Origin of the sequence: Gallibacterium faecale (genome assembly GCF_027920745.1) — a bacterium.
Classification (GTDB): domain Bacteria; phylum Pseudomonadota; class Gammaproteobacteria; order Enterobacterales; family Pasteurellaceae; genus Gallibacterium; species Gallibacterium faecale.
In genome coordinates, this window is record NZ_JAQIBB010000045.1 from 22,742 (window position 1) to 38,824 (window position 16,083).

The window sequence follows — 16,083 nt, forward strand, 5'->3', positions numbered from 1 at the left end:
ATGATGTATATCGAAACATTAATGGCAATTGCACAGAAATTTAGAGAAAACGAACAGTATCAGGGAGGATACATTCGTATTTTTCAAGGAAGGTATATACAAGCCTATGGTTGGAGTTTAAATATTGGCTCAGCTCATTCAGAAAAGCCTGGAGCCTTGCTTATCGGTGAACGTCCTGATGATTGCTATATTGCGGTTGGAGGCAATAGGTGTGATGGAGCAGAAAAGTGGGTGAGATTGACAGAGTAAAAGGATATGCGTTCAGCATATCCTTATCTGTGATAAATCATATCTTCACTCTTTCGGAGGTGTTATTCCGTTGCGAGCAAGATATTCTTGTAATGACCAACCTGGATTAAACTCTTTATAGCCTAATAAGAGGTTATTTACAGATAAGTTTAAGTCCAAATCCCACCAATTAATATCATCTCCAATAGGGGATAAATCATAATTTTCTCGTTCTGCTTGAGATGCTGATTTTAGTCTTGGAAACCAATCAAAAGGTATACCAAGAGTTCTGCCATCTTTTAATATCAGCTGAAAATTATCATCATTGATGAGAACTTTAGTGGCTACTGCCGGTTTTAAAGAATTCATTCCATACTCCTATAATATACGGTTCACATCTTGCAATGTAATTTAATAACTCTTTCATTTCTTTTGTAGAAAATCCATAGTTATTTGCCACAGAAATAGGATTAAGCCAAATTTTAGCTTTTTTATCTGCTTTTCTTACGTGCACGTGTATATGTTCTAAAGGCTCACCTTCATTTGAGTAGAAATATATTCTATAACCTTTATAAGTTAAAACAATAGGCATAGTGTCTCTCATATAAAAATAGGGAAACACTATGCCCACCGGGAATAATGTTTCCCGGATGGGTTAATGTTAAAGCATTGATTCAAAATGTTTTATTAGCTCATCAATATGAGCAAATAAATAACAACCATATTGGTTGGTGTTTGGCATAATGCCCCAAACATAAACATAGCCATCTTTTCGGATGGCGTAACGATCAAATTTACATCTCAATTTTTCACGTACTTGTTTAATGCTTACTTTTTTCATTTTGAACCTCCTTAAGCTGCATCATATTGTTCATACTGCTCGTATAACCGCATTGTGTCGCGGATTTCGAACAAATATTCAGCTGCTTTTCTCGCTTCGCCAGAAGCGCGGAAAATGGCTTTTTTATCGGATTTCAACACTTTAATCCAGCTGTCGATGTAGCTGGCATTATTGGATATTGTGTCAAAACCCAATGCCGTGCAAACAAACGCACTGCCCATCTCGGCAATTAATTCCTCAAAAGCGTAGATTTCGTTACCGAATTTAGCTTTTTTCGAGGTAATGCCTTCACGCTCTAATCTATCTTTATGTCCTGTTGCGTGAATCATCTCGTGCAACAGAACACTATAGTAAGAGCGTTCGGTACAGAACGTTTTCATCAACGGCATATTAATTACATCCATCAATGGGCTATAATATGCCTGATCTCCGGCGGTATGTTTTACCGCAACCCCCATACCCTCCAAAATTTGGTGAACTTCATTCACCTTTTGGAATTCAGAAGGCATCTCTTTTTCGAGATACATTTCTTCTGGGAGTCCTTCACACTGTTCAATATTGAACAGTGGATAAGCACGGATGATGGCAAATTTTTCCATTTCTGGATTGCCTTCACTATCCAGAATGAGCTCACCGTTATCATCTTTTTTCTCTCTTTCAATAGGAGAGTAATTGATGATACGAGTGGCTTTTTCGCCTTTTTTAATTTTGCCACCAAGTTTATTGGCAGCTTTGGCAGTCAACCATTTGGTTGACTGATAGCCTTTTTCTTCTGAGGCTATCATTAGCAGCAGGACGTTAATTCCGGTGTAATAACGACCGGAAACCGCATTTTGCGGTAAGCTACATACCCAAGGTCTTACCCAAGGGAGGGTGCCGTTTTCGAGACATTCAATAATTCTATTGGTTACGTCTTGATATATGTCAATTTTAGTATGTTGATTCTTCATAGTGTTTCTCCTAAAAAATAAAGGGAAACACTATGCCCATCGGGAATAATGTTTCCCGGATGGGTGAAGTTCAGGGGATAAAGTCAATTATAAAAGACTATGCGCGTACCACTAAACAATTGGATTTTGTTTGATGAGGTACAACATCAAAAAAGTGATAACTACTTTCTGATGTTTGCATTAGAAAGCGTTGATTGCCGGAAAACCAGCATTCAAGAGCTTTTTCTTTTAATCCTTGGATGAGGGACTTATCTAAATATTTAAACTCAGATAAAACCCGATAGTGAATGGAAACTTTCATATTTCCTCCAAAAAAGTGTAGGAAATATGATCACCGTGTACGGGAAAATATTTCCCACACGGGTGAATTAGATTATTTAAGTTAATTTGCTAAGCTGATATAAGTTAATAATGCACCAACAATAGCAACCACAAAGGTAATAATGGCGAAAGTTAAACGATTAATCGCTTTATAAAAATCTGTTTTAACCTCTTTAATCTCTACTCGGAGTTCCTGAATTTCAGATTTCAGCTCAGTACGAACTTCTTGAATTTCAGACTTCAATTCAGTGCGAACAGCTTGAATTTCATCTTTCAACTCTTGATGAGCCTGCTGAAACTCTTGTCTTGTGACGAGATCTTTTTGACTGTCCATAATAACCTTCCTTAAATTCTGTGCCAGCTCAATAGAGAGTTCCGGCGACAGACCTATTTTCCCAAATGAAGCAACTAACAATAAATAGTTTTCAGCTTCATTTGAACGAATATTAAAGATTTTGAGATCTTTCATTTAATACTCCTCTCATTAAGTGAGGAGCTTTCCTGTCGGGATTGCTCCCCACAGGGTTAGTAAAAATATTAACCGATGATTACGGCAATTTAATTAAACCGATCACTGCAATTAATACAGTAATTGTGGCAATGAAACCTCCGCCTATCGCATAAAGCAAGTGGTTTTCGGTTTCTTTTAAATCGCTTTTTGTCACCAAATGAGATTGGCTTTCTGTTAATGCTTCGTCAAGAGCATTCGCTAAGATCTCAGATTGTTCCTGAGTATAACCGTTAGCACTCAGCTTTTTGACGAAAACTAACTTATCAAAGTTTAATTTCACGGTATTATCCATAAATTTAATACTCCTCTCATTAAGTGAGGAGCTTTCCTGTCGGGATTGCTCCCCACAGGGTTAGTTAATTGTTAAACAAACACTCACCATCGCTTACGCGACAGAGGCTGGTCTCAAAGTGCTCGCAGCCTTAGAAAGGGCAGTGAATTTTAAAAACCGTCACCTCGGTTTAAAGGGCGACCATACATTTGACAACGTCAAACACGGCATTTCAGGTCAGCCGTTATAAATGCTATCAACGATAGCGATTTATCTTTCCATTATTGATTAATGACTTTTATTTAGTCAATCTTTTTTTGATTAAACATTTAGATCAATTAGTATGTAAACTCCGGATTTTTTTTTGATTTTTTTGGATAATCAATTTCCTATATCTTTCAAAATCGTGATTTTTAATACTGTGCTCTCCAGGTTTTAGGAGAACAACAGTATGTGCAAGAAATTAAAATCAATCTCTCTCGTTGCAAGTTTAATTGCAGTGTTTGCTTTCAGTTCATCTGCATTGGCAAGTGAACAAAGCGAGTTAGCACAAGCGGTTAAACAATTACAAGCTGCAAAACAATCATTACAGCGTGCGCAAGCTCAAGCTCGTAATGTTCCAACTAATCGATTCTATTTCGATTATCGACAAGCCCATACCGATATCAATGTTGTCGCTACCGGCATAAATCATTTTCTAAACAATGATCGCGCGCAACCGCGACAGCCGGCGCAATTGCAATCGTTGGATGGTGATTATCTTCAGCAAAACAAAGCGGCAAGGTGATTTAAATGAGTCTTGCTACAGAAACGTTTAACAGCATTGCAGGAACAAATGCTGCCGGTGCTCACGATATTTTTGTTGGCTTAGTACTAGGATTCCTTCTCCTTATTGGTGCTTGGATTGTATCCAGTGCTTACAAAGGAATAGATAAGGAAAATCTAACGAAAGAAGAAGTCTTTGGAATACTTATTCGTCTTGCTGTGCTGTTTTGTATTGCCTGTTATTTTCTTATTGATAAACATTAATTAAAGGAGCTTTTATGCCTAAATTTATTCAAACTTATCAAAAAGTTAAAAGTCGTGCTAAACAGACCGGTTTGGTGGTAATGGGTGCATTACTAAGTTCGCCCGTTTTTGCCGATTTGCCAAAAATGGAAGATCCATCAAGGGGTGCTGGTAAAGGCATTATGGAAACGATTAAAAACTATGCGTATGACGGTGCAATTTTAGGTGGATTATTAATTGCTGCTTTTGCGTTTTTGCGAGTTGCATCAAGTTGCGTCTCAACTTACGGCGAGATTTCATCTGGTAAGAAAAATTGGGGTGATTTAGCAATGCAAGCATTGGTTGGCGCAGTTTTATTGGTTGTCATTATTTGGTTAATTACTAAGTCAGCAGACATCCTGTAAGAATTAGGAGAAAAGCACGTATGGAAAAAGATGAAACTATCCAATTCCTGCCTGAGCGTCTTAACCGTCAGCCTGTTGTGTTTAGAGGGATGACCATATCCGAATTACTTGTGGTATTCGGTATTGGTTTTGTCGTCGGATTGTTGTTGGGTATAGTCGCAACAGCACTAGTCGGAGATTGGGCTTTGATTCCAACTTGTGCACTTGGGCTTGCTTTTCTCTTCACCTTTAAGGGCGGTAATGTGATCGCCCGTTTAAAACGGGGTAAGCCTGATACTTGGCTGCCTCGTTATCTTGAACAACGTTTCAAAACCAATCGTTTACTTATTGATAAAACGGATAACCGTAAGTATTGGTCTATTCGCCGTGGTTAAAAATTATGAAAAGCAAATTTAAAAATCGACTCACAGATAAAGATTATCACATTAAGACACTGCGAATAGTCATCGCAGGGTTATTTGCCATTATTTTGTTAATGGGGATTGGCTGGTCTACTGCACCGAGCCGATTACAGATTTATACACCGCCTGATTTACGAGCAGGCAGTCAGCGTCCTTGGTGGGAGGTTCCACCCTCAACAGTTTACGGATTTGCTTATTACATTTTCCAGCAACTTAACCGTTGGCCAACCGATGGAAAAGAGGATTATAAACGCAACATTTTTTCATTAAGTAATTATTTAACGCCAAGTTGTAAAGCCTATCTTGAGCAGGATTATAAAGATAGAGACAGTTTCGGAGAGTTAAAAAATCGTGTTCGCGGTGTGTATGAAATTCCGGGACGTGGCTTCAGTCAAGATCGGGTTCAGGTTTTAAGTAAAAACGATTGGATTGTTAATCTTGATTTGAGCACCGATGAATATTACGGCGATGAAACCGTGAAACGTACTTTAGTTCGGTATCCGGTGAAAGTCGTAAGAATGGATGTAGATCTGGAGAAAAATCCGTGGGGTTTAGGACTTGATTGCTATGCAGATGTGCCTAAGCGTTTAGAAGCGGCAACAGCGGCAACAAATGAGGGAAAACAGAATGAAAATGAAAAATAGCCTAAAAACAGCACTTTTCTTAGGTGGTATAGCGTTCTTTCAGCAAAGTTATGCCGATGTGTTAATGCAATGGCAACGCACGCCGTTGGCAATAGATCTTAACGTTAATCAAGAGCGTATTATTTTTGTTGATCGCAACGTGAAAATTGGCTACCCACCTTCATTGTCCGGCAAATTACGTATTCAGAATGCCGGAGGTACACTCTATTTAAAACCGACACAAGCATTCCCTGAAACTCGTTTACAGCTACAGGATATGCAAAATGGTGAAATTATCTTGCTTGATGTTGCAGCGAATGAGCATAAAGACAAGTTGGAACCAATTAAATTAATTTATGAACCAAAATCTAATATGGATGAAATAAGCGGTGATGAAGAGCATTCACAAGATAAAAATCCACTTACTGATATCGTACAGCCAAAGTTAACGCTTCCAGCACCGGCAGCATTGACGCGTTATGCCGCACAATCGCTATATGCACCGTTGCGTACTGTTGAGCCATTAGACGGTGTACAGAGTGTGCATCACCGTCTACCTAATCATATCACTACACTATTACCCGGCTTACCGGTGAAAACTACGCCGTTGGCTGCTTGGCAACTCGGAGATTATGTAGTCACTGCCGTAAAAATTAAAAACCAGTCATATGAGATGATTAAACTTGATCCCCGTTATATCCAAGGGCGTTTTTATGCGGCGACCTATCAGCATAATTGGCTAGGTGGACGAGGATCTGCCGAAGATACTACTACAGTCTACTTAGTATCAATTGGTAGTGCTGATAAAGCAATGATCCCTGAACCTAAAAAAGTGATTAAAAAAATCAGTAAGAATCAACATCAAGGGGGCAAAAAATGAAATTGAAGCAAAATGGCTTATTAAAAATTATTGTTCCCAGTGCGGTTGCTATTGCCGTGATCATTGGGCTTAAAGTGTTTAAGTCGGAAGAAAATGCTACAGCACAAACACAACAGTATGCACTTTATGATCTTAAACCGGAAGAATTACGTGCATTAGGGATTGAGGGTGATACGCCACAAGATACCATTCGTACCTTAATCGGTACGATTAAGCGCACAAGACAAGATATTGCAGACGTAAAGGCACAAAACGAAGCATTAATGAAGAAGAACAAAACTCTCACAGATAAAAGTGAGAGTGTTGATGAGCAAATTCAAGCTGCATTAGCACAAGAACGCAATGCGATGTCGATTGAATTTGAACAAGCATTACAGCAACGCACAGAAAGCCTAACAGAAGAGCTGGAAAAACGCCTTGCTAATCTGTCAGCATTGGAAAGTAAAGTTCAACCCAGCGAGACAAAAAAGGATGATGCCAATTTATTCGCAGCAGAATCCGGAAATGGTGAGGATTTTCCTATTGGTAATACTAGCGGCGGTATGCAATGGGTAATGCCGGCAGATATGCAGGCATTAGATCGTAACGGTAACCCTGTCACAGCCGGTCAGCAAGCAGAACAGTTCGGTTTTCCGAGTCTGTTTAGCGAATTGGACAAATCTGCATTAGGTAAGGCGCACGAAGACTTCACCGGCAAGAAAAAAGGATCATCAGTAGAAGAGAAGCCACCTGTGCCTATTTATACCTTGCCGGAGAATTCCACCTTAATCGGATCGGTCGCAATGACCGCGTTACTGGGCCGTGTACCTATTGATGGTGTAGTCAATGATCCTTATCCGTTTAAAGTGCTTGTGGGAAAAGAGAATCTCACCGCTAACGGGATGATGTTACCGAACGTAGAAGGTGCAATTTTATCCGGAACTGCAAGCGGTGATTGGACGTTATCTTGTGTACGAGGCAAGGTGATGAGCATCACATTAGTATTTAATGATGGTCGTGTTCGCACTTGGCCACAAAGCAAACGTAGTAGCAGTAGCAGCAATAGCGATGGAATTGGCTGGATTTCAGATCCATACGGTGTGCCTTGCGTACCGGGGGACCGAAAAACCAATGCACCTGAGTATCTTACCTCTAATTTCCTTCTAGGCGGTGTTGCCGCTGCAGCGGATGCTTATTCACAAAGTCAAACAACGACCGTAACGGATGGCGCAAGCGTGGTGAGTGCGGTAACGGGTGATCAAGGCAAATACTTGATGGGACAAGCGTTGGGAGCCGGTTTAAAAGATACAACAGAGTGGTTAAGAAAACGGTTTGGACAAACATTTGACGCAATTTATGTACCGCCGGGTCATCCTGTCGCTATTCATTTGACACAGTCGATTGATATTGATTATGAGCCAAATGGGCGAAAAGTGAACTACTTAAATAACAATCAACGCAAACAACTTGATTAAGAGGACAACACAATGAAAAAGATAATGAGTTTGACTATTTTACTTGCTGCTATGATGAGCTTAGCAGCTTGTTCTACCTCGCAAGAAAAGTTGTTACCAAGAGGTGATCAGACGATGTTGGACTTGTGGCAGAAAAAAAGCGGTAGTGGTAATTTAATTCCGACACGACAGAATGTTGCTCAAGATCCAGTACGTGCGGTTAATTTTCAAGAACAAGAGAGTTATACCAGAACGGCAGAAAATGAGATCACTAATCTTTTCCCACGCTTACCAAATCCCGATTTGGTGATGTATATCTTTCCTCACCTCTCTGACACGGCTGAGCCAATGCCGGTTCCCGGATATAGCACGATAATTCCTTTTTACAGCCGGGTGCAGTATGCGCAAGCCGGCGAGCGTTTAGCGACTTATTAATGGTAGTGAGGCAAATGATGAGTGAAACAGTGAATACCGTAATAAAACGTGAGCCTTACACAAATGTCGATTACAACAAAACCTTTGAGCAATGTAGCTCATTTGTGGGACGCTTGCCGTGGGTCGAATTTCTTGATGAAGATAATGCAGTCTTGCTGGAAGATGGCAAGTCGGTTGGGGCAGTGTTTGATGTCAAGCCAATTGGTACAGAGGGGCGTTCAGTTGCTTATTTGAATCAACTTAGAACGCAAATAAAAGATGCCTTGCAAGATAGTTTTGAAGAACGGGACTCACATCCTTGGGTTGTGCAATTCTATTGCCAAGACGATGATGTTGCTGAGGACTACAGAGAGGCACTCGCTCGCTATATTCAGCCTAATGCGCAAGGGTCAGCTTTCAGCGAAGCGTGGCTGAATTTAATGGGGAAACATTTACGAGATATTGCGAGCCCAGAAGGCTTGTTTGTTGATACTAAAATTACCAATACGCCGTGGCGTGGTCAGTTACGCCGTACCAGAATGGTGATCTATCGTTATATCAATCCTAAAGGCAAAGAAAAAGAGGAGTTGCTTGAACCGTTAGAAGCACTGAATAACGCTTGTGAACGCGTGCTGAATGCGTTGCAAGGTGCAGGCGTTCGCCTTGAAAGACTTAATGGCAGGCAAGTTCATCAATGGCTGTTACGTTGGTTTAATCCAGCACCAACAATAATGCCTGCTGCTGATTTTTATCAGTCAATGCAATATCACAAGTTCACCGATGATCCTGAAGATTTAATGATTTGGCAAGATTTTGCCGAATCATTGTTTTTACAATCTCCTGTTTCAAAAGGAGATTATTGGTATTTTGATGAAAAGCCTCACGAGATAATTGTTGTTGATGCGTTGCGTAAAGCTCCCGACGTAGGATTATTAACAGGCGAAATGCAACGGGGCGATAACTGTAATGCTTTGTTTGATCTGCTGCCACAGGGAACCATAATGGTAATGACTATTGTGGTTTATCCTCAAGATTTACTAGAGCAGCATATCCTCAATATTATGGACAAGGCGAAGGGTGATAATACCGAGTCACGTTATGCTAAACAGGACTGTATGACGGTACAGCAATATTTGAAAGACAAACACAAAATGTACCGCAGTAGTTTAGCCTTTTATGTTCGAGGCGATGATGACGATGATTTAAGCAAAAAAAGCCGTAAATTACGAGCAATATTGCTTGGAAATGGACTTGTACCGGTGAGAGAGGGGGATGAAATTGCACCCCTTAACAGCTATTTGCGTTGGTTGCCAATGGTGTTTAATCCGCAGGATGATCGCAAAAACCTCTATACCAAATTCAATTTTGTTCAGCATATCGCAAACCTATTACCAATTTTCGGACGTTCAACCGGTACTGGACATCCCGGAATTTCCTTCTTTAATCGAGGCGGTGCGCCGCTTGATTTCGATCCGTTGAGTAAAAAAGACAGAACGAAAAATGCGCATCTTTTGATGCTGGGGCCAACCGGAGCAGGGAAGTCAGCAACGCTTAATGGCAAAATTGCACAGTTGATGGCTGTTTATCGTCCTCGATTATTCGTTATTGAAGCTGGGAATTCCTTTGGGTTGATGGCTGATTATGCCGCATCACTGGGATTGAGCGTGAATAAAGTCACATTAAAACCGGGCAGTGGCGTAACTTTACCGTTATTTGCCGATTGTCACAAATTAATTGAGGATAACTCTATTACTGACCGCTTGTCAGAAGGTGCAATTGAAGTTGAAGAAAACAACGAACAGGATGACGGTGATGATCAACGCGACATACTCGGTGAAATGGAAATTACTGCGCAGCTAATGATTACCGGCGGAGAAATCAAAGAGGCTGAAAAACTCTCGCGCGCAGATAAAGCGATCATCCGTAAAGCGATTATGATGGCTACCGAAGCAACCTATCAAGCAAAACGACAAACATTAACCTCAGATGTTCGAGATGCACTTTACCAGTTGAGCCGTGATGAAAGTCTGCCTGAAACTAAGCGTGAACGGATATTTGATATGGCTGAATCATTGGGAATGTTTTGCCAACAAGGTAGCTTTGAAGCAGAACTTTTTAATCGTGAGGGGGAGGCGTGGCCAGATGCAGATATTACTTTAGTTGATTTGGCGACCTTTGCCCGAGAAGGCTATGAGGCACAATTGGCTATCGCTTATATCTCGTTAATTAATCACATCAATAGTCTTGGGGAGAAATACCAATATTCAGGGCGACCAATCGTCAATATAACGGACGAAGCTCACATCATTACTGTCAATCCATTGTTGGCCAGATTTTTAACGAAAGGGTCAAAAATGTGGCGTAAGCTCGGTATCTGGCTATGGCTAGCCACACAAAATATGAAAGACTTCCCGAATGATGCGAAAAAACTCATAAATATGCTTGAATGGTGGGAGCTTTTATGCGGTGTTGATGATTACGAAATCGGTGAAATCTGCCGATTTAAACCGTTGACGGAGGAGCAAAAGAGCTTAATTCGTTCAGCACGCAAAGAAGATAAAAAATATACCGAAGGTGTGGTGTTATCAGACAGCATCGAGGCGCTGTTCAGGGTCGTACCGCCGAGCCTATATCTCGCACTGGCAATGACGGAATCGGAAGAAAAGGCGGCGAGAATGCAGTTAATGCGACAACATAACATTAGTGAACTTGAAGCCGCATTTCTGATTGCGAAACAGTTGGATAAAGCGAGAGGCATTAAAGAAGATGAAGGAGAATCTGAATGAACGTGATACGTCTGTTTGAAAATAAAGTGCCACCGTTTGAGCGTTTGGAAATTCAACCAATGTTTAAAGCGGCATTGAAGCGATTAATTGAAGTGATCAGTGCTTGCACCGGTCATTTACGCTCGATGCAGATTAAACCTTATCTGATTTACCAACAACAATATGTGCGCGTGTTGTTTATTGGCGACGTGGGGCGTTTTAACCTTACCATCAACATCGCCGGACACACCCAATTCCCAGATTTTTCTGCACCTAGGTTGCGTTTTTATATGGCGGTCGTGGATGAAATGGAAGCGTATTATCTTGTCGATTTGTTACATAACACATTACTTAGTGATTCATTTTCTAATGATCAACCAGTATCGATATCGCCGTTATCCCCAATCTCTGTGCATAACACTGTGGATAGCTGGTTAGGAGCAGGAAAATGTTAAAGAAAAATAAATTACTTGCCGATTTAGTTCAACTTTTAAACAGGAGAATGTGATGACAAAACAAAAACTGTTACAGGGTGGCAAATTTCTACTGATGATAGCAGCGTTATTGCTGTTATCTTTCCTACTGGCGGCATTGGGGATGCACTTTTTCCCGGGTACGGAGCTCAGAGATTTTGTTCAAAATAATCGAGCAGGGTTACTTATCTGGCGAATCTGTTTATACGGTGCAGGATTATTTTTAATCCTAAAAATTTCAAAGACAAGTGAATACTGGAAACAACAGATGAAACGTTCATTAGTGCAATTTCTTGTGTTGGTTTCTGTTATTGAGTTTATAAGTTTTATTAGTCATTAGGTGGAGTAATATGGACGGTATTCCTATTTATACTAATAGTTATTTTGAATATTACCTGACTGTGTTGGGTTGGTTTATCAACAATGGCATATGGGATCTTCTTGTTGAAACAGGTTTGTTTGCTACACCCTTCTTTGCACATTTAATAAGACTGTGGTTAAAAGTGCGTGAAGAGGGGGACGATGAGGGCAATAAAGGCAAATTATTGCTAAATCGTATTGAGCACGCTTTTTATCTGAGTATTGTTGTTATTTTATTTACCTGTATGCCGTTATTCACGATTAATGTGAATAACATCACTTATGATGAAACTCGTTCTAAACAGTGCAAAGTCAGCATTATCTCGCCTCAACAAAGCTCAATGAGCTATATGCAGACAACGTTAGACGGGCAACAGGCAAAAATGCCCCTTTGGTGGGCGTTTACGACTGTTGTAAGTAAAGCCGTAACACAAGCAGCTATTACGACAATCCCTTGTAGCCCTGACATTAGACAACTGCGGTTTGAGGTTAATAATACGCTTATTACTAGTGCAGTTTTGCGACAAGAAGTGCAAGACTTTTTTGAGCAATGTTATGTTCCAGCTCGCAAAAAAATTAAACGCAAAAACGTTAAAACCAATGAGGTTCAAGATAGAGATCTTGACTGGATTGGTTCACGCTTAATGGTCGAAACACCAAATTTATATGATTCCTATCGAGCTAAAATGCCACGTTCGGAATTCCCTTATGATCCGAAGCGTGATCAGGCGTTGCCGAATACCGGCAAAGGCGGATTCCCGAAATGCAATGAATGGTGGGATAACCCAAGTGTAGGATTAAAAGCGAGATTGTTAGAGCAGTATAGCCCAAGCACTATTGCTAGTTTCAAACAGACTTATGATTTAGATAAAAACTACTACAATGCCAATCCAAAACGGATTTCAGATTCGGAAGTTGCTGATGTTTTGGTGAGAAATTTAGTGAAGCCAGAAAAAATAGCAGTTTCTAATGGGAAGACGTATTCAAACTTAAGTAGCGATATTATCTCTGATGACGCAGGTGGTTTCTTCGCAGGACTTCGTTCGGGATTATCTAAACTGGTTGCCGGAGTGGGGACAACCACAACGCTTGCGGTGGCGACACCCGGTTTTGACGCAATGCGGCAGGCGTTGCCGATGATTCAAGGATTGCTATCCGTTGTGTTTGTAATTTCCATTCCGTTTGTAATGGTGTTCAGTGGTTACAGTATGAAAGCGGCGATGGTGATGACTTTTATTCAATTCGGTCTGTATTTCTTAACATTCTGGTGGGAGCTTGCAAGATGGCTTGATAGTTCGTTGCTTAGTGGACTTTATGGCAGCGATACCCATAGTTATTTTAACCTCTATGGATTAGAAAACACGGAAGATGATACGGTGGTAAAACTGGTCATTGGCGCGATGTATATCGTTTTCCCGGGCTTCTTTATGATGGCAATGGGAAAAGCTGGGGTAGAAATGGGCAATATTGCTAATAATTTAGTTATAGGAGCTAAAAAATCTGAGGATGGAGGGCAACGATATTCTCAATCAGCAGTTAATTCAGCTGAAAATAAAATAGGGATTAAATAAAAAGTTTCCCGTCAAATAGACGGGAAACTCTTTGAATACAATATGTTTTATTCATTATATCCGTAGTATGGATGTTGACCATCAAGATTATATACTTTGACTGCCTCATCACAGATTGTCGTAGTTTTAGAGTTTTTATCAAATTTAGTATGATTTTTATGTCTTGACATTACAGGTTTATTCAACCGTTTCTCAAGCGAATCAACCCCCGCACTTACTACTTTTTGAGTTGAAGCAGAAAAGTTATTTTTGATAAATTTGCCTAGTTTATATCCAAAGTTTTCTGACATAAATCCTCCTTTATTTGATAATTTTTAATTTAAGCTTGTTTTTAGGAGATAATTCAATATAAGAGTTTGTTTCAAAATATTTGGTTTCTAATGCGTAAATAAACTCTTTCTCGGATTTACTTTCACCATAATTTAGATGGGTATACTTTCCATAATTAAAAGATAATATAATTGCTGTATCATCAATAATAATACATTGAATTGATACATAACTATTAATTTCTATAGAAAATGGTGTGGAAACAATTTCAAATTTTTTTATGGATTCTTCGAAAAAATGAAGTGCTTCTTCGGATAATAAACCAATAAAGTTTATTAGTCCTTCATTAAGCGCCAACCACTTCATTATAGAAAACCTCATCAATTAATTTTTTATTATGCAAATATGCAGCTCGTCTTGCGTTAGATCTTTCTCTTACGGTTTTCATATCTATTTCTAACAAAGTATTCGCATCTTTAGCTTTAAAATAAGCATTTAACAGCTCATTTTTTTGTTTTTGTGTTAGTTTCACAATGATTCTCCAAAGTTAGCAATGTAGTGACACACTACACAAAAAAAGATTCTTGAGCATTATCATCTAAGATAGCTATCCTACACTACATTATAAACTTTGATATGTAAAGTCTATTTGATTAGAAATGTGAGGATGATCAATTCGGTCTGTATTTCCCAACATTCTGGTGGGAGCTCGCGAGATGGCTATATGGATTGGACTTGATCATTGATTAAATCAACTACAAAAGAAATATCGTAAACTGTAGGCTGTTTACGATAGTGGCTATTAAAAAGGAATGTTTCTGTAAGAATAGGTTTGTTAGGTTTTTTATTGAATGAATTTGCAATAATCCCGATCATAGCGTCCAATGCTTTAATAACATTAGATTTTCCTGAAGCATTCGCACCATAGATAACAGCAGTTTTTAACAACATAGGTGTAGCAGGAGCTTGACTAACGAAGTAGTTGTCGCTCATTTCTTCATCATCATTACGAACTAAAGAGAGTGTTTGTTCTTCTTTGATAGAACGATAATTTTCAACAGAGAATTGAATTAGCATAATATTTTAAATACTGATAGATATCTATTGTAGATTATAAAATGAAAGTTAACTTTGAGGGGATAAATATCAAAAAAAGGCAAGAAAATCACGTTTCTTGCCTTTTTTTTTGGGGGGGGGTACAGGAAGATTGATTAAATGCTATTTGCACTTCTCAAATGATTTTGCCCAAACCAAAACCGGTGTTTTGTGATGTGCGGTATGTGCACCAAATAAGCTGCCTTTCACAATCTGACAGCCAGTGGGCGTTTTGTCTCCAGGTCCAGCGTTAACATTGACGACTTGCATTCTTTTAACGTTTCTTGCTGGATTGTATAAGTCATCATTCGGAGCAGGAACAACATTAATTCCTTGTTTTAAATAAAGATATGGGTAATTTTTCTCAATTTTGATGATACCTTGTAGAGCCACATCATCTTTATCATACACATAAGTCTTAGCTTGGGCAGTATAACTCAATCCAAGTAAGCTGATACCTAACATTGTGAATAATACTTTTTTCATTTTGTCGTCCTCTAGTAGTAAATGTTAATTTCCTGAAGCTGGGATTTCTTTACCTTCTTTCCATCCCTCAACTTTCCGAATAGTTTTAACAAAAACATCCAATTGTTCTTTAGATAATTGACTCATTTTGGTATTTTTGTCAAGCCCTGTCGCATTGGTAATATGGCGAATATATTGTTCTGTCGGGTTTTCGTGCGGAGGCGCATATTTTTTCATTGTTTCTTCAATACTCAGATTGTAATAATCGTTCTTGTCATTATTACGCTGTAGCAAAGCATAAACGGCTTTTGTACCGGTTGATTCATCAGGGAAAACAGCAAATCCACCTGGGCCACATCCGATTGCTCCCATACTGCGTGAGAAGTTACCGCATTGAATATTACCCGGATTGTTATTCCGCCAAGCCAAAGAGCCTCCCTCACGACGTGTCAGTGTGCCATCTGCATTTTTATAAACGGTAGCCCGTCCATCTGCAAATGCTCCATCGGATAATTTAGACAACGCTCCAGCACCTCCGGAATTTTTACCGCTTCCACTATTAATGCCGTTATAGACACCCGTTCCACCGGAACCATCAGGAATATCAAGATAAATAGGTTCATCAGGGCTGATATAAAAATCACCCTCGTTATTGTTATTGAGTTCCTCTTGTTTACCTTCAAAGTTATGCTGTTTATCGCCGGCATTACTGTTGAGCGTATCTTGTTGATCACGAACTCGTTTATTAATGACCATTAAAGCCGTATTGTTAGTGAGAGAACGCTGTAATTCCATTTCC

The 16,083-nt window shown here is 39.6% G+C and carries 25 protein-coding genes and 1 pseudogene; 13 read left to right on the top strand and 13 right to left on the bottom strand.

Annotation, left to right across the window (positions count from 1 at the left end; genetic code table 11):
- A complete protein-coding gene (locus PF272_RS03665) occupies positions 1-249 on the top strand; it encodes a hypothetical protein (RefSeq protein WP_271141663.1) in 249 nt (82 codons plus the stop codon).
- A gap of 45 nt (positions 250-294) precedes the next feature.
- Here the strand turns inward: PF272_RS03665 and PF272_RS03670 are convergent, their stop codons facing one another.
- The 7 genes from PF272_RS03670 to PF272_RS03700 form a co-directional block, all read right to left on the bottom strand.
- On the bottom strand, positions 295-597 hold the full coding sequence (locus PF272_RS03670) for a DUF2442 domain-containing protein (protein WP_013745176.1): 303 nt from the start codon (positions 595-597) through the stop codon (positions 295-297).
- Entirely contained in the window at positions 566-820 is a 255-nt protein-coding gene (locus PF272_RS03675) for a DUF4160 domain-containing protein (protein WP_039090117.1), read from the bottom strand. Before PF272_RS03675 ends, PF272_RS03670 begins: the two co-directional genes overlap by 32 nt.
- Positions 821-889: 69 nt before the next feature.
- Complete coding sequence (locus PF272_RS03680; protein ID WP_013745173.1) at positions 890-1,069, bottom strand: hypothetical protein; 180 nt, start codon at positions 1,067-1,069, stop codon at positions 890-892.
- Positions 1,070-1,080: 11 nt separating this feature from the next.
- On the bottom strand, positions 1,081-2,019 hold the full coding sequence (locus PF272_RS03685) for an ArdC family protein (RefSeq protein WP_271141664.1): 939 nt from the start codon (positions 2,017-2,019) through the stop codon (positions 1,081-1,083).
- Positions 2,020-2,116: 97 nt separating this feature from the next.
- On the bottom strand, positions 2,117-2,320 hold the full coding sequence (locus tag PF272_RS03690; RefSeq protein WP_018346738.1) for a hypothetical protein: 204 nt from the start codon (positions 2,318-2,320) through the stop codon (positions 2,117-2,119).
- 81 nt (positions 2,321-2,401) lie between these two features.
- Positions 2,402-2,809, bottom strand: coding sequence for a CCDC90 family protein (locus tag PF272_RS03695; protein ID WP_039082591.1), 408 nt, complete (start codon positions 2,807-2,809; stop codon positions 2,402-2,404).
- Between the two features lie 79 nt (positions 2,810-2,888).
- The gene (locus PF272_RS03700; RefSeq protein ID WP_018346736.1) at positions 2,889-3,143 is read right to left on the bottom strand and encodes a CCDC90 family protein; all 255 of its coding nucleotides are present in this window, start codon (positions 3,141-3,143) and stop codon (positions 2,889-2,891) included.
- 430 nt (positions 3,144-3,573) lie between these two features.
- On the opposite strand from PF272_RS03700, the gene PF272_RS03705 reads away from it, so the two are divergent.
- The 12 genes from PF272_RS03705 to PF272_RS03760 are packed head-to-tail and all read left to right on the top strand — an operon-like array spanning position 3,574 to position 13,454.
- Positions 3,574-3,909 carry an integrative conjugative element protein, RAQPRD family gene (locus tag PF272_RS03705; protein WP_018346735.1) on the top strand — a complete coding sequence of 112 codons (336 nt, stop codon included), beginning with the start codon at positions 3,574-3,576 and terminating at the stop codon, positions 3,907-3,909.
- 5 nt (positions 3,910-3,914) lie between these two features.
- The gene (locus tag PF272_RS03710; protein WP_271141665.1) at positions 3,915-4,151 is read left to right on the top strand and encodes a TIGR03758 family integrating conjugative element protein; all 237 of its coding nucleotides are present in this window, start codon (positions 3,915-3,917) and stop codon (positions 4,149-4,151) included.
- A gap of 14 nt (positions 4,152-4,165) precedes the next feature.
- A complete protein-coding gene (locus tag PF272_RS03715; RefSeq protein ID WP_271141666.1) occupies positions 4,166-4,534 on the top strand; it encodes a TIGR03745 family integrating conjugative element membrane protein in 369 nt (122 codons plus the stop codon).
- A 20-nt stretch (positions 4,535-4,554) separates the two neighbouring features.
- Complete coding sequence (locus PF272_RS03720; RefSeq protein ID WP_039082599.1) at positions 4,555-4,908, top strand: TIGR03750 family conjugal transfer protein; 354 nt, start codon at positions 4,555-4,557, stop codon at positions 4,906-4,908.
- 5 nt (positions 4,909-4,913) lie between these two features.
- Entirely contained in the window at positions 4,914-5,579 is a 666-nt protein-coding gene (locus PF272_RS03725; protein ID WP_013745163.1) for a PFL_4703 family integrating conjugative element protein, read from the top strand.
- Positions 5,563-6,438: a TIGR03749 family integrating conjugative element protein gene (locus tag PF272_RS03730; RefSeq protein ID WP_271141667.1), complete on the top strand. Its 876-nt coding sequence runs from the start codon at positions 5,563-5,565 to the stop codon at positions 6,436-6,438. The genes PF272_RS03725 and PF272_RS03730 overlap by 17 nt, the downstream gene beginning before the upstream one ends.
- Positions 6,435-7,892 carry a TIGR03752 family integrating conjugative element protein gene (locus tag PF272_RS03735; RefSeq protein WP_271141668.1) on the top strand — a complete coding sequence of 486 codons (1,458 nt, stop codon included), beginning with the start codon at positions 6,435-6,437 and terminating at the stop codon, positions 7,890-7,892. The genes PF272_RS03730 and PF272_RS03735 overlap by 4 nt, the downstream gene beginning before the upstream one ends.
- 12 nt (positions 7,893-7,904) lie before the next feature.
- Positions 7,905-8,306 (top strand): TIGR03751 family conjugal transfer lipoprotein, encoded by a 402-nt coding sequence (locus PF272_RS03740; RefSeq protein ID WP_271141669.1) that lies wholly within the window; start codon positions 7,905-7,907, stop codon positions 8,304-8,306.
- A 14-nt stretch (positions 8,307-8,320) separates the two neighbouring features.
- Complete coding sequence (locus PF272_RS03745) at positions 8,321-11,071, top strand: conjugative transfer ATPase (RefSeq protein ID WP_271141670.1); 2,751 nt, start codon at positions 8,321-8,323, stop codon at positions 11,069-11,071.
- The gene (locus PF272_RS03750; RefSeq protein WP_271141671.1) at positions 11,068-11,505 is read left to right on the top strand and encodes a hypothetical protein; all 438 of its coding nucleotides are present in this window, start codon (positions 11,068-11,070) and stop codon (positions 11,503-11,505) included. Before PF272_RS03745 ends, PF272_RS03750 begins: the two co-directional genes overlap by 4 nt.
- A gap of 52 nt (positions 11,506-11,557) precedes the next feature.
- The gene (locus PF272_RS03755) at positions 11,558-11,863 is read left to right on the top strand and encodes a hypothetical protein (protein WP_039135504.1); all 306 of its coding nucleotides are present in this window, start codon (positions 11,558-11,560) and stop codon (positions 11,861-11,863) included.
- Positions 11,864-11,873: 10 nt separating this feature from the next.
- On the top strand, positions 11,874-13,454 hold the full coding sequence (locus tag PF272_RS03760; RefSeq protein ID WP_271141672.1) for a conjugal transfer protein TraG N-terminal domain-containing protein: 1,581 nt from the start codon (positions 11,874-11,876) through the stop codon (positions 13,452-13,454).
- 47 nt (positions 13,455-13,501) lie between these two features.
- Here the strand turns inward: PF272_RS03760 and PF272_RS03765 are convergent, their stop codons facing one another.
- From PF272_RS03765 to PF272_RS03790, 6 genes and pseudogenes are all read right to left on the bottom strand, one after another.
- A complete protein-coding gene (locus PF272_RS03765) occupies positions 13,502-13,744 on the bottom strand; it encodes a hypothetical protein (RefSeq protein ID WP_271141673.1) in 243 nt (80 codons plus the stop codon).
- Between the two features lie 10 nt (positions 13,745-13,754).
- Complete coding sequence (locus PF272_RS03770; RefSeq protein WP_018345642.1) at positions 13,755-14,090, bottom strand: hypothetical protein; 336 nt, start codon at positions 14,088-14,090, stop codon at positions 13,755-13,757.
- Positions 14,071-14,256, bottom strand: a complete 186-nt coding sequence (locus PF272_RS03775; RefSeq protein ID WP_013745153.1) for a hypothetical protein — start codon at positions 14,254-14,256, stop codon at positions 14,071-14,073. Before PF272_RS03775 ends, PF272_RS03770 begins: the two co-directional genes overlap by 20 nt.
- 188 nt (positions 14,257-14,444) lie before the next feature.
- The gene (locus tag PF272_RS03780) at positions 14,445-14,801 is read right to left on the bottom strand and encodes an AAA family ATPase (protein ID WP_271141674.1); all 357 of its coding nucleotides are present in this window, start codon (positions 14,799-14,801) and stop codon (positions 14,445-14,447) included.
- Between the two features lie 141 nt (positions 14,802-14,942).
- Positions 14,943-15,305 carry a DUF4431 domain-containing protein gene (locus PF272_RS03785; protein WP_271141675.1) on the bottom strand — a complete coding sequence of 121 codons (363 nt, stop codon included), beginning with the start codon at positions 15,303-15,305 and terminating at the stop codon, positions 14,943-14,945.
- Between the two features lie 24 nt (positions 15,306-15,329).
- A pseudogene (locus tag PF272_RS03790) lies at positions 15,330-16,083 on the bottom strand (integrating conjugative element protein); the annotation flags it as partial.

Coding starts and splice junctions, on each gene's coding strand:
- PF272_RS03665 (WP_271141663.1), top strand. CDS start 1: ATGATGTATATCGAAACATTAATGGCAATTGCACAGAAATTTAGAGAA.
- PF272_RS03670 (WP_013745176.1), bottom strand. CDS start 597: ATGAATTCTTTAAAACCGGCAGTAGCCACTAAAGTTCTCATCAATGAT.
- PF272_RS03675 (WP_039090117.1), bottom strand. CDS start 820: ATGCCTATTGTTTTAACTTATAAAGGTTATAGAATATATTTCTACTCA.
- PF272_RS03680 (WP_013745173.1), bottom strand. CDS start 1,069: ATGAAAAAAGTAAGCATTAAACAAGTACGTGAAAAATTGAGATGTAAA.
- PF272_RS03685 (WP_271141664.1), bottom strand. CDS start 2,019: ATGAAGAATCAACATACTAAAATTGACATATATCAAGACGTAACCAAT.
- PF272_RS03690 (WP_018346738.1), bottom strand. CDS start 2,320: ATGAAAGTTTCCATTCACTATCGGGTTTTATCTGAGTTTAAATATTTA.
- PF272_RS03695 (WP_039082591.1), bottom strand. CDS start 2,809: ATGAAAGATCTCAAAATCTTTAATATTCGTTCAAATGAAGCTGAAAAC.
- PF272_RS03700 (WP_018346736.1), bottom strand. CDS start 3,143: ATGGATAATACCGTGAAATTAAACTTTGATAAGTTAGTTTTCGTCAAA.
- PF272_RS03705 (WP_018346735.1), top strand. CDS start 3,574: ATGTGCAAGAAATTAAAATCAATCTCTCTCGTTGCAAGTTTAATTGCA.
- PF272_RS03710 (WP_271141665.1), top strand. CDS start 3,915: ATGAGTCTTGCTACAGAAACGTTTAACAGCATTGCAGGAACAAATGCT.
- PF272_RS03715 (WP_271141666.1), top strand. CDS start 4,166: ATGCCTAAATTTATTCAAACTTATCAAAAAGTTAAAAGTCGTGCTAAA.
- PF272_RS03720 (WP_039082599.1), top strand. CDS start 4,555: ATGGAAAAAGATGAAACTATCCAATTCCTGCCTGAGCGTCTTAACCGT.
- PF272_RS03725 (WP_013745163.1), top strand. CDS start 4,914: ATGAAAAGCAAATTTAAAAATCGACTCACAGATAAAGATTATCACATT.
- PF272_RS03730 (WP_271141667.1), top strand. CDS start 5,563: ATGAAAATGAAAAATAGCCTAAAAACAGCACTTTTCTTAGGTGGTATA.
- PF272_RS03735 (WP_271141668.1), top strand. CDS start 6,435: ATGAAATTGAAGCAAAATGGCTTATTAAAAATTATTGTTCCCAGTGCG.
- PF272_RS03740 (WP_271141669.1), top strand. CDS start 7,905: ATGAAAAAGATAATGAGTTTGACTATTTTACTTGCTGCTATGATGAGC.
- PF272_RS03745 (WP_271141670.1), top strand. CDS start 8,321: ATGATGAGTGAAACAGTGAATACCGTAATAAAACGTGAGCCTTACACA.
- PF272_RS03750 (WP_271141671.1), top strand. CDS start 11,068: ATGAACGTGATACGTCTGTTTGAAAATAAAGTGCCACCGTTTGAGCGT.
- PF272_RS03755 (WP_039135504.1), top strand. CDS start 11,558: ATGACAAAACAAAAACTGTTACAGGGTGGCAAATTTCTACTGATGATA.
- PF272_RS03760 (WP_271141672.1), top strand. CDS start 11,874: ATGGACGGTATTCCTATTTATACTAATAGTTATTTTGAATATTACCTG.
- PF272_RS03765 (WP_271141673.1), bottom strand. CDS start 13,744: ATGTCAGAAAACTTTGGATATAAACTAGGCAAATTTATCAAAAATAAC.
- PF272_RS03770 (WP_018345642.1), bottom strand. CDS start 14,090: ATGAAGTGGTTGGCGCTTAATGAAGGACTAATAAACTTTATTGGTTTA.
- PF272_RS03780 (WP_271141674.1), bottom strand. CDS start 14,801: ATGCTAATTCAATTCTCTGTTGAAAATTATCGTTCTATCAAAGAAGAA.
- PF272_RS03785 (WP_271141675.1), bottom strand. CDS start 15,305: ATGAAAAAAGTATTATTCACAATGTTAGGTATCAGCTTACTTGGATTG.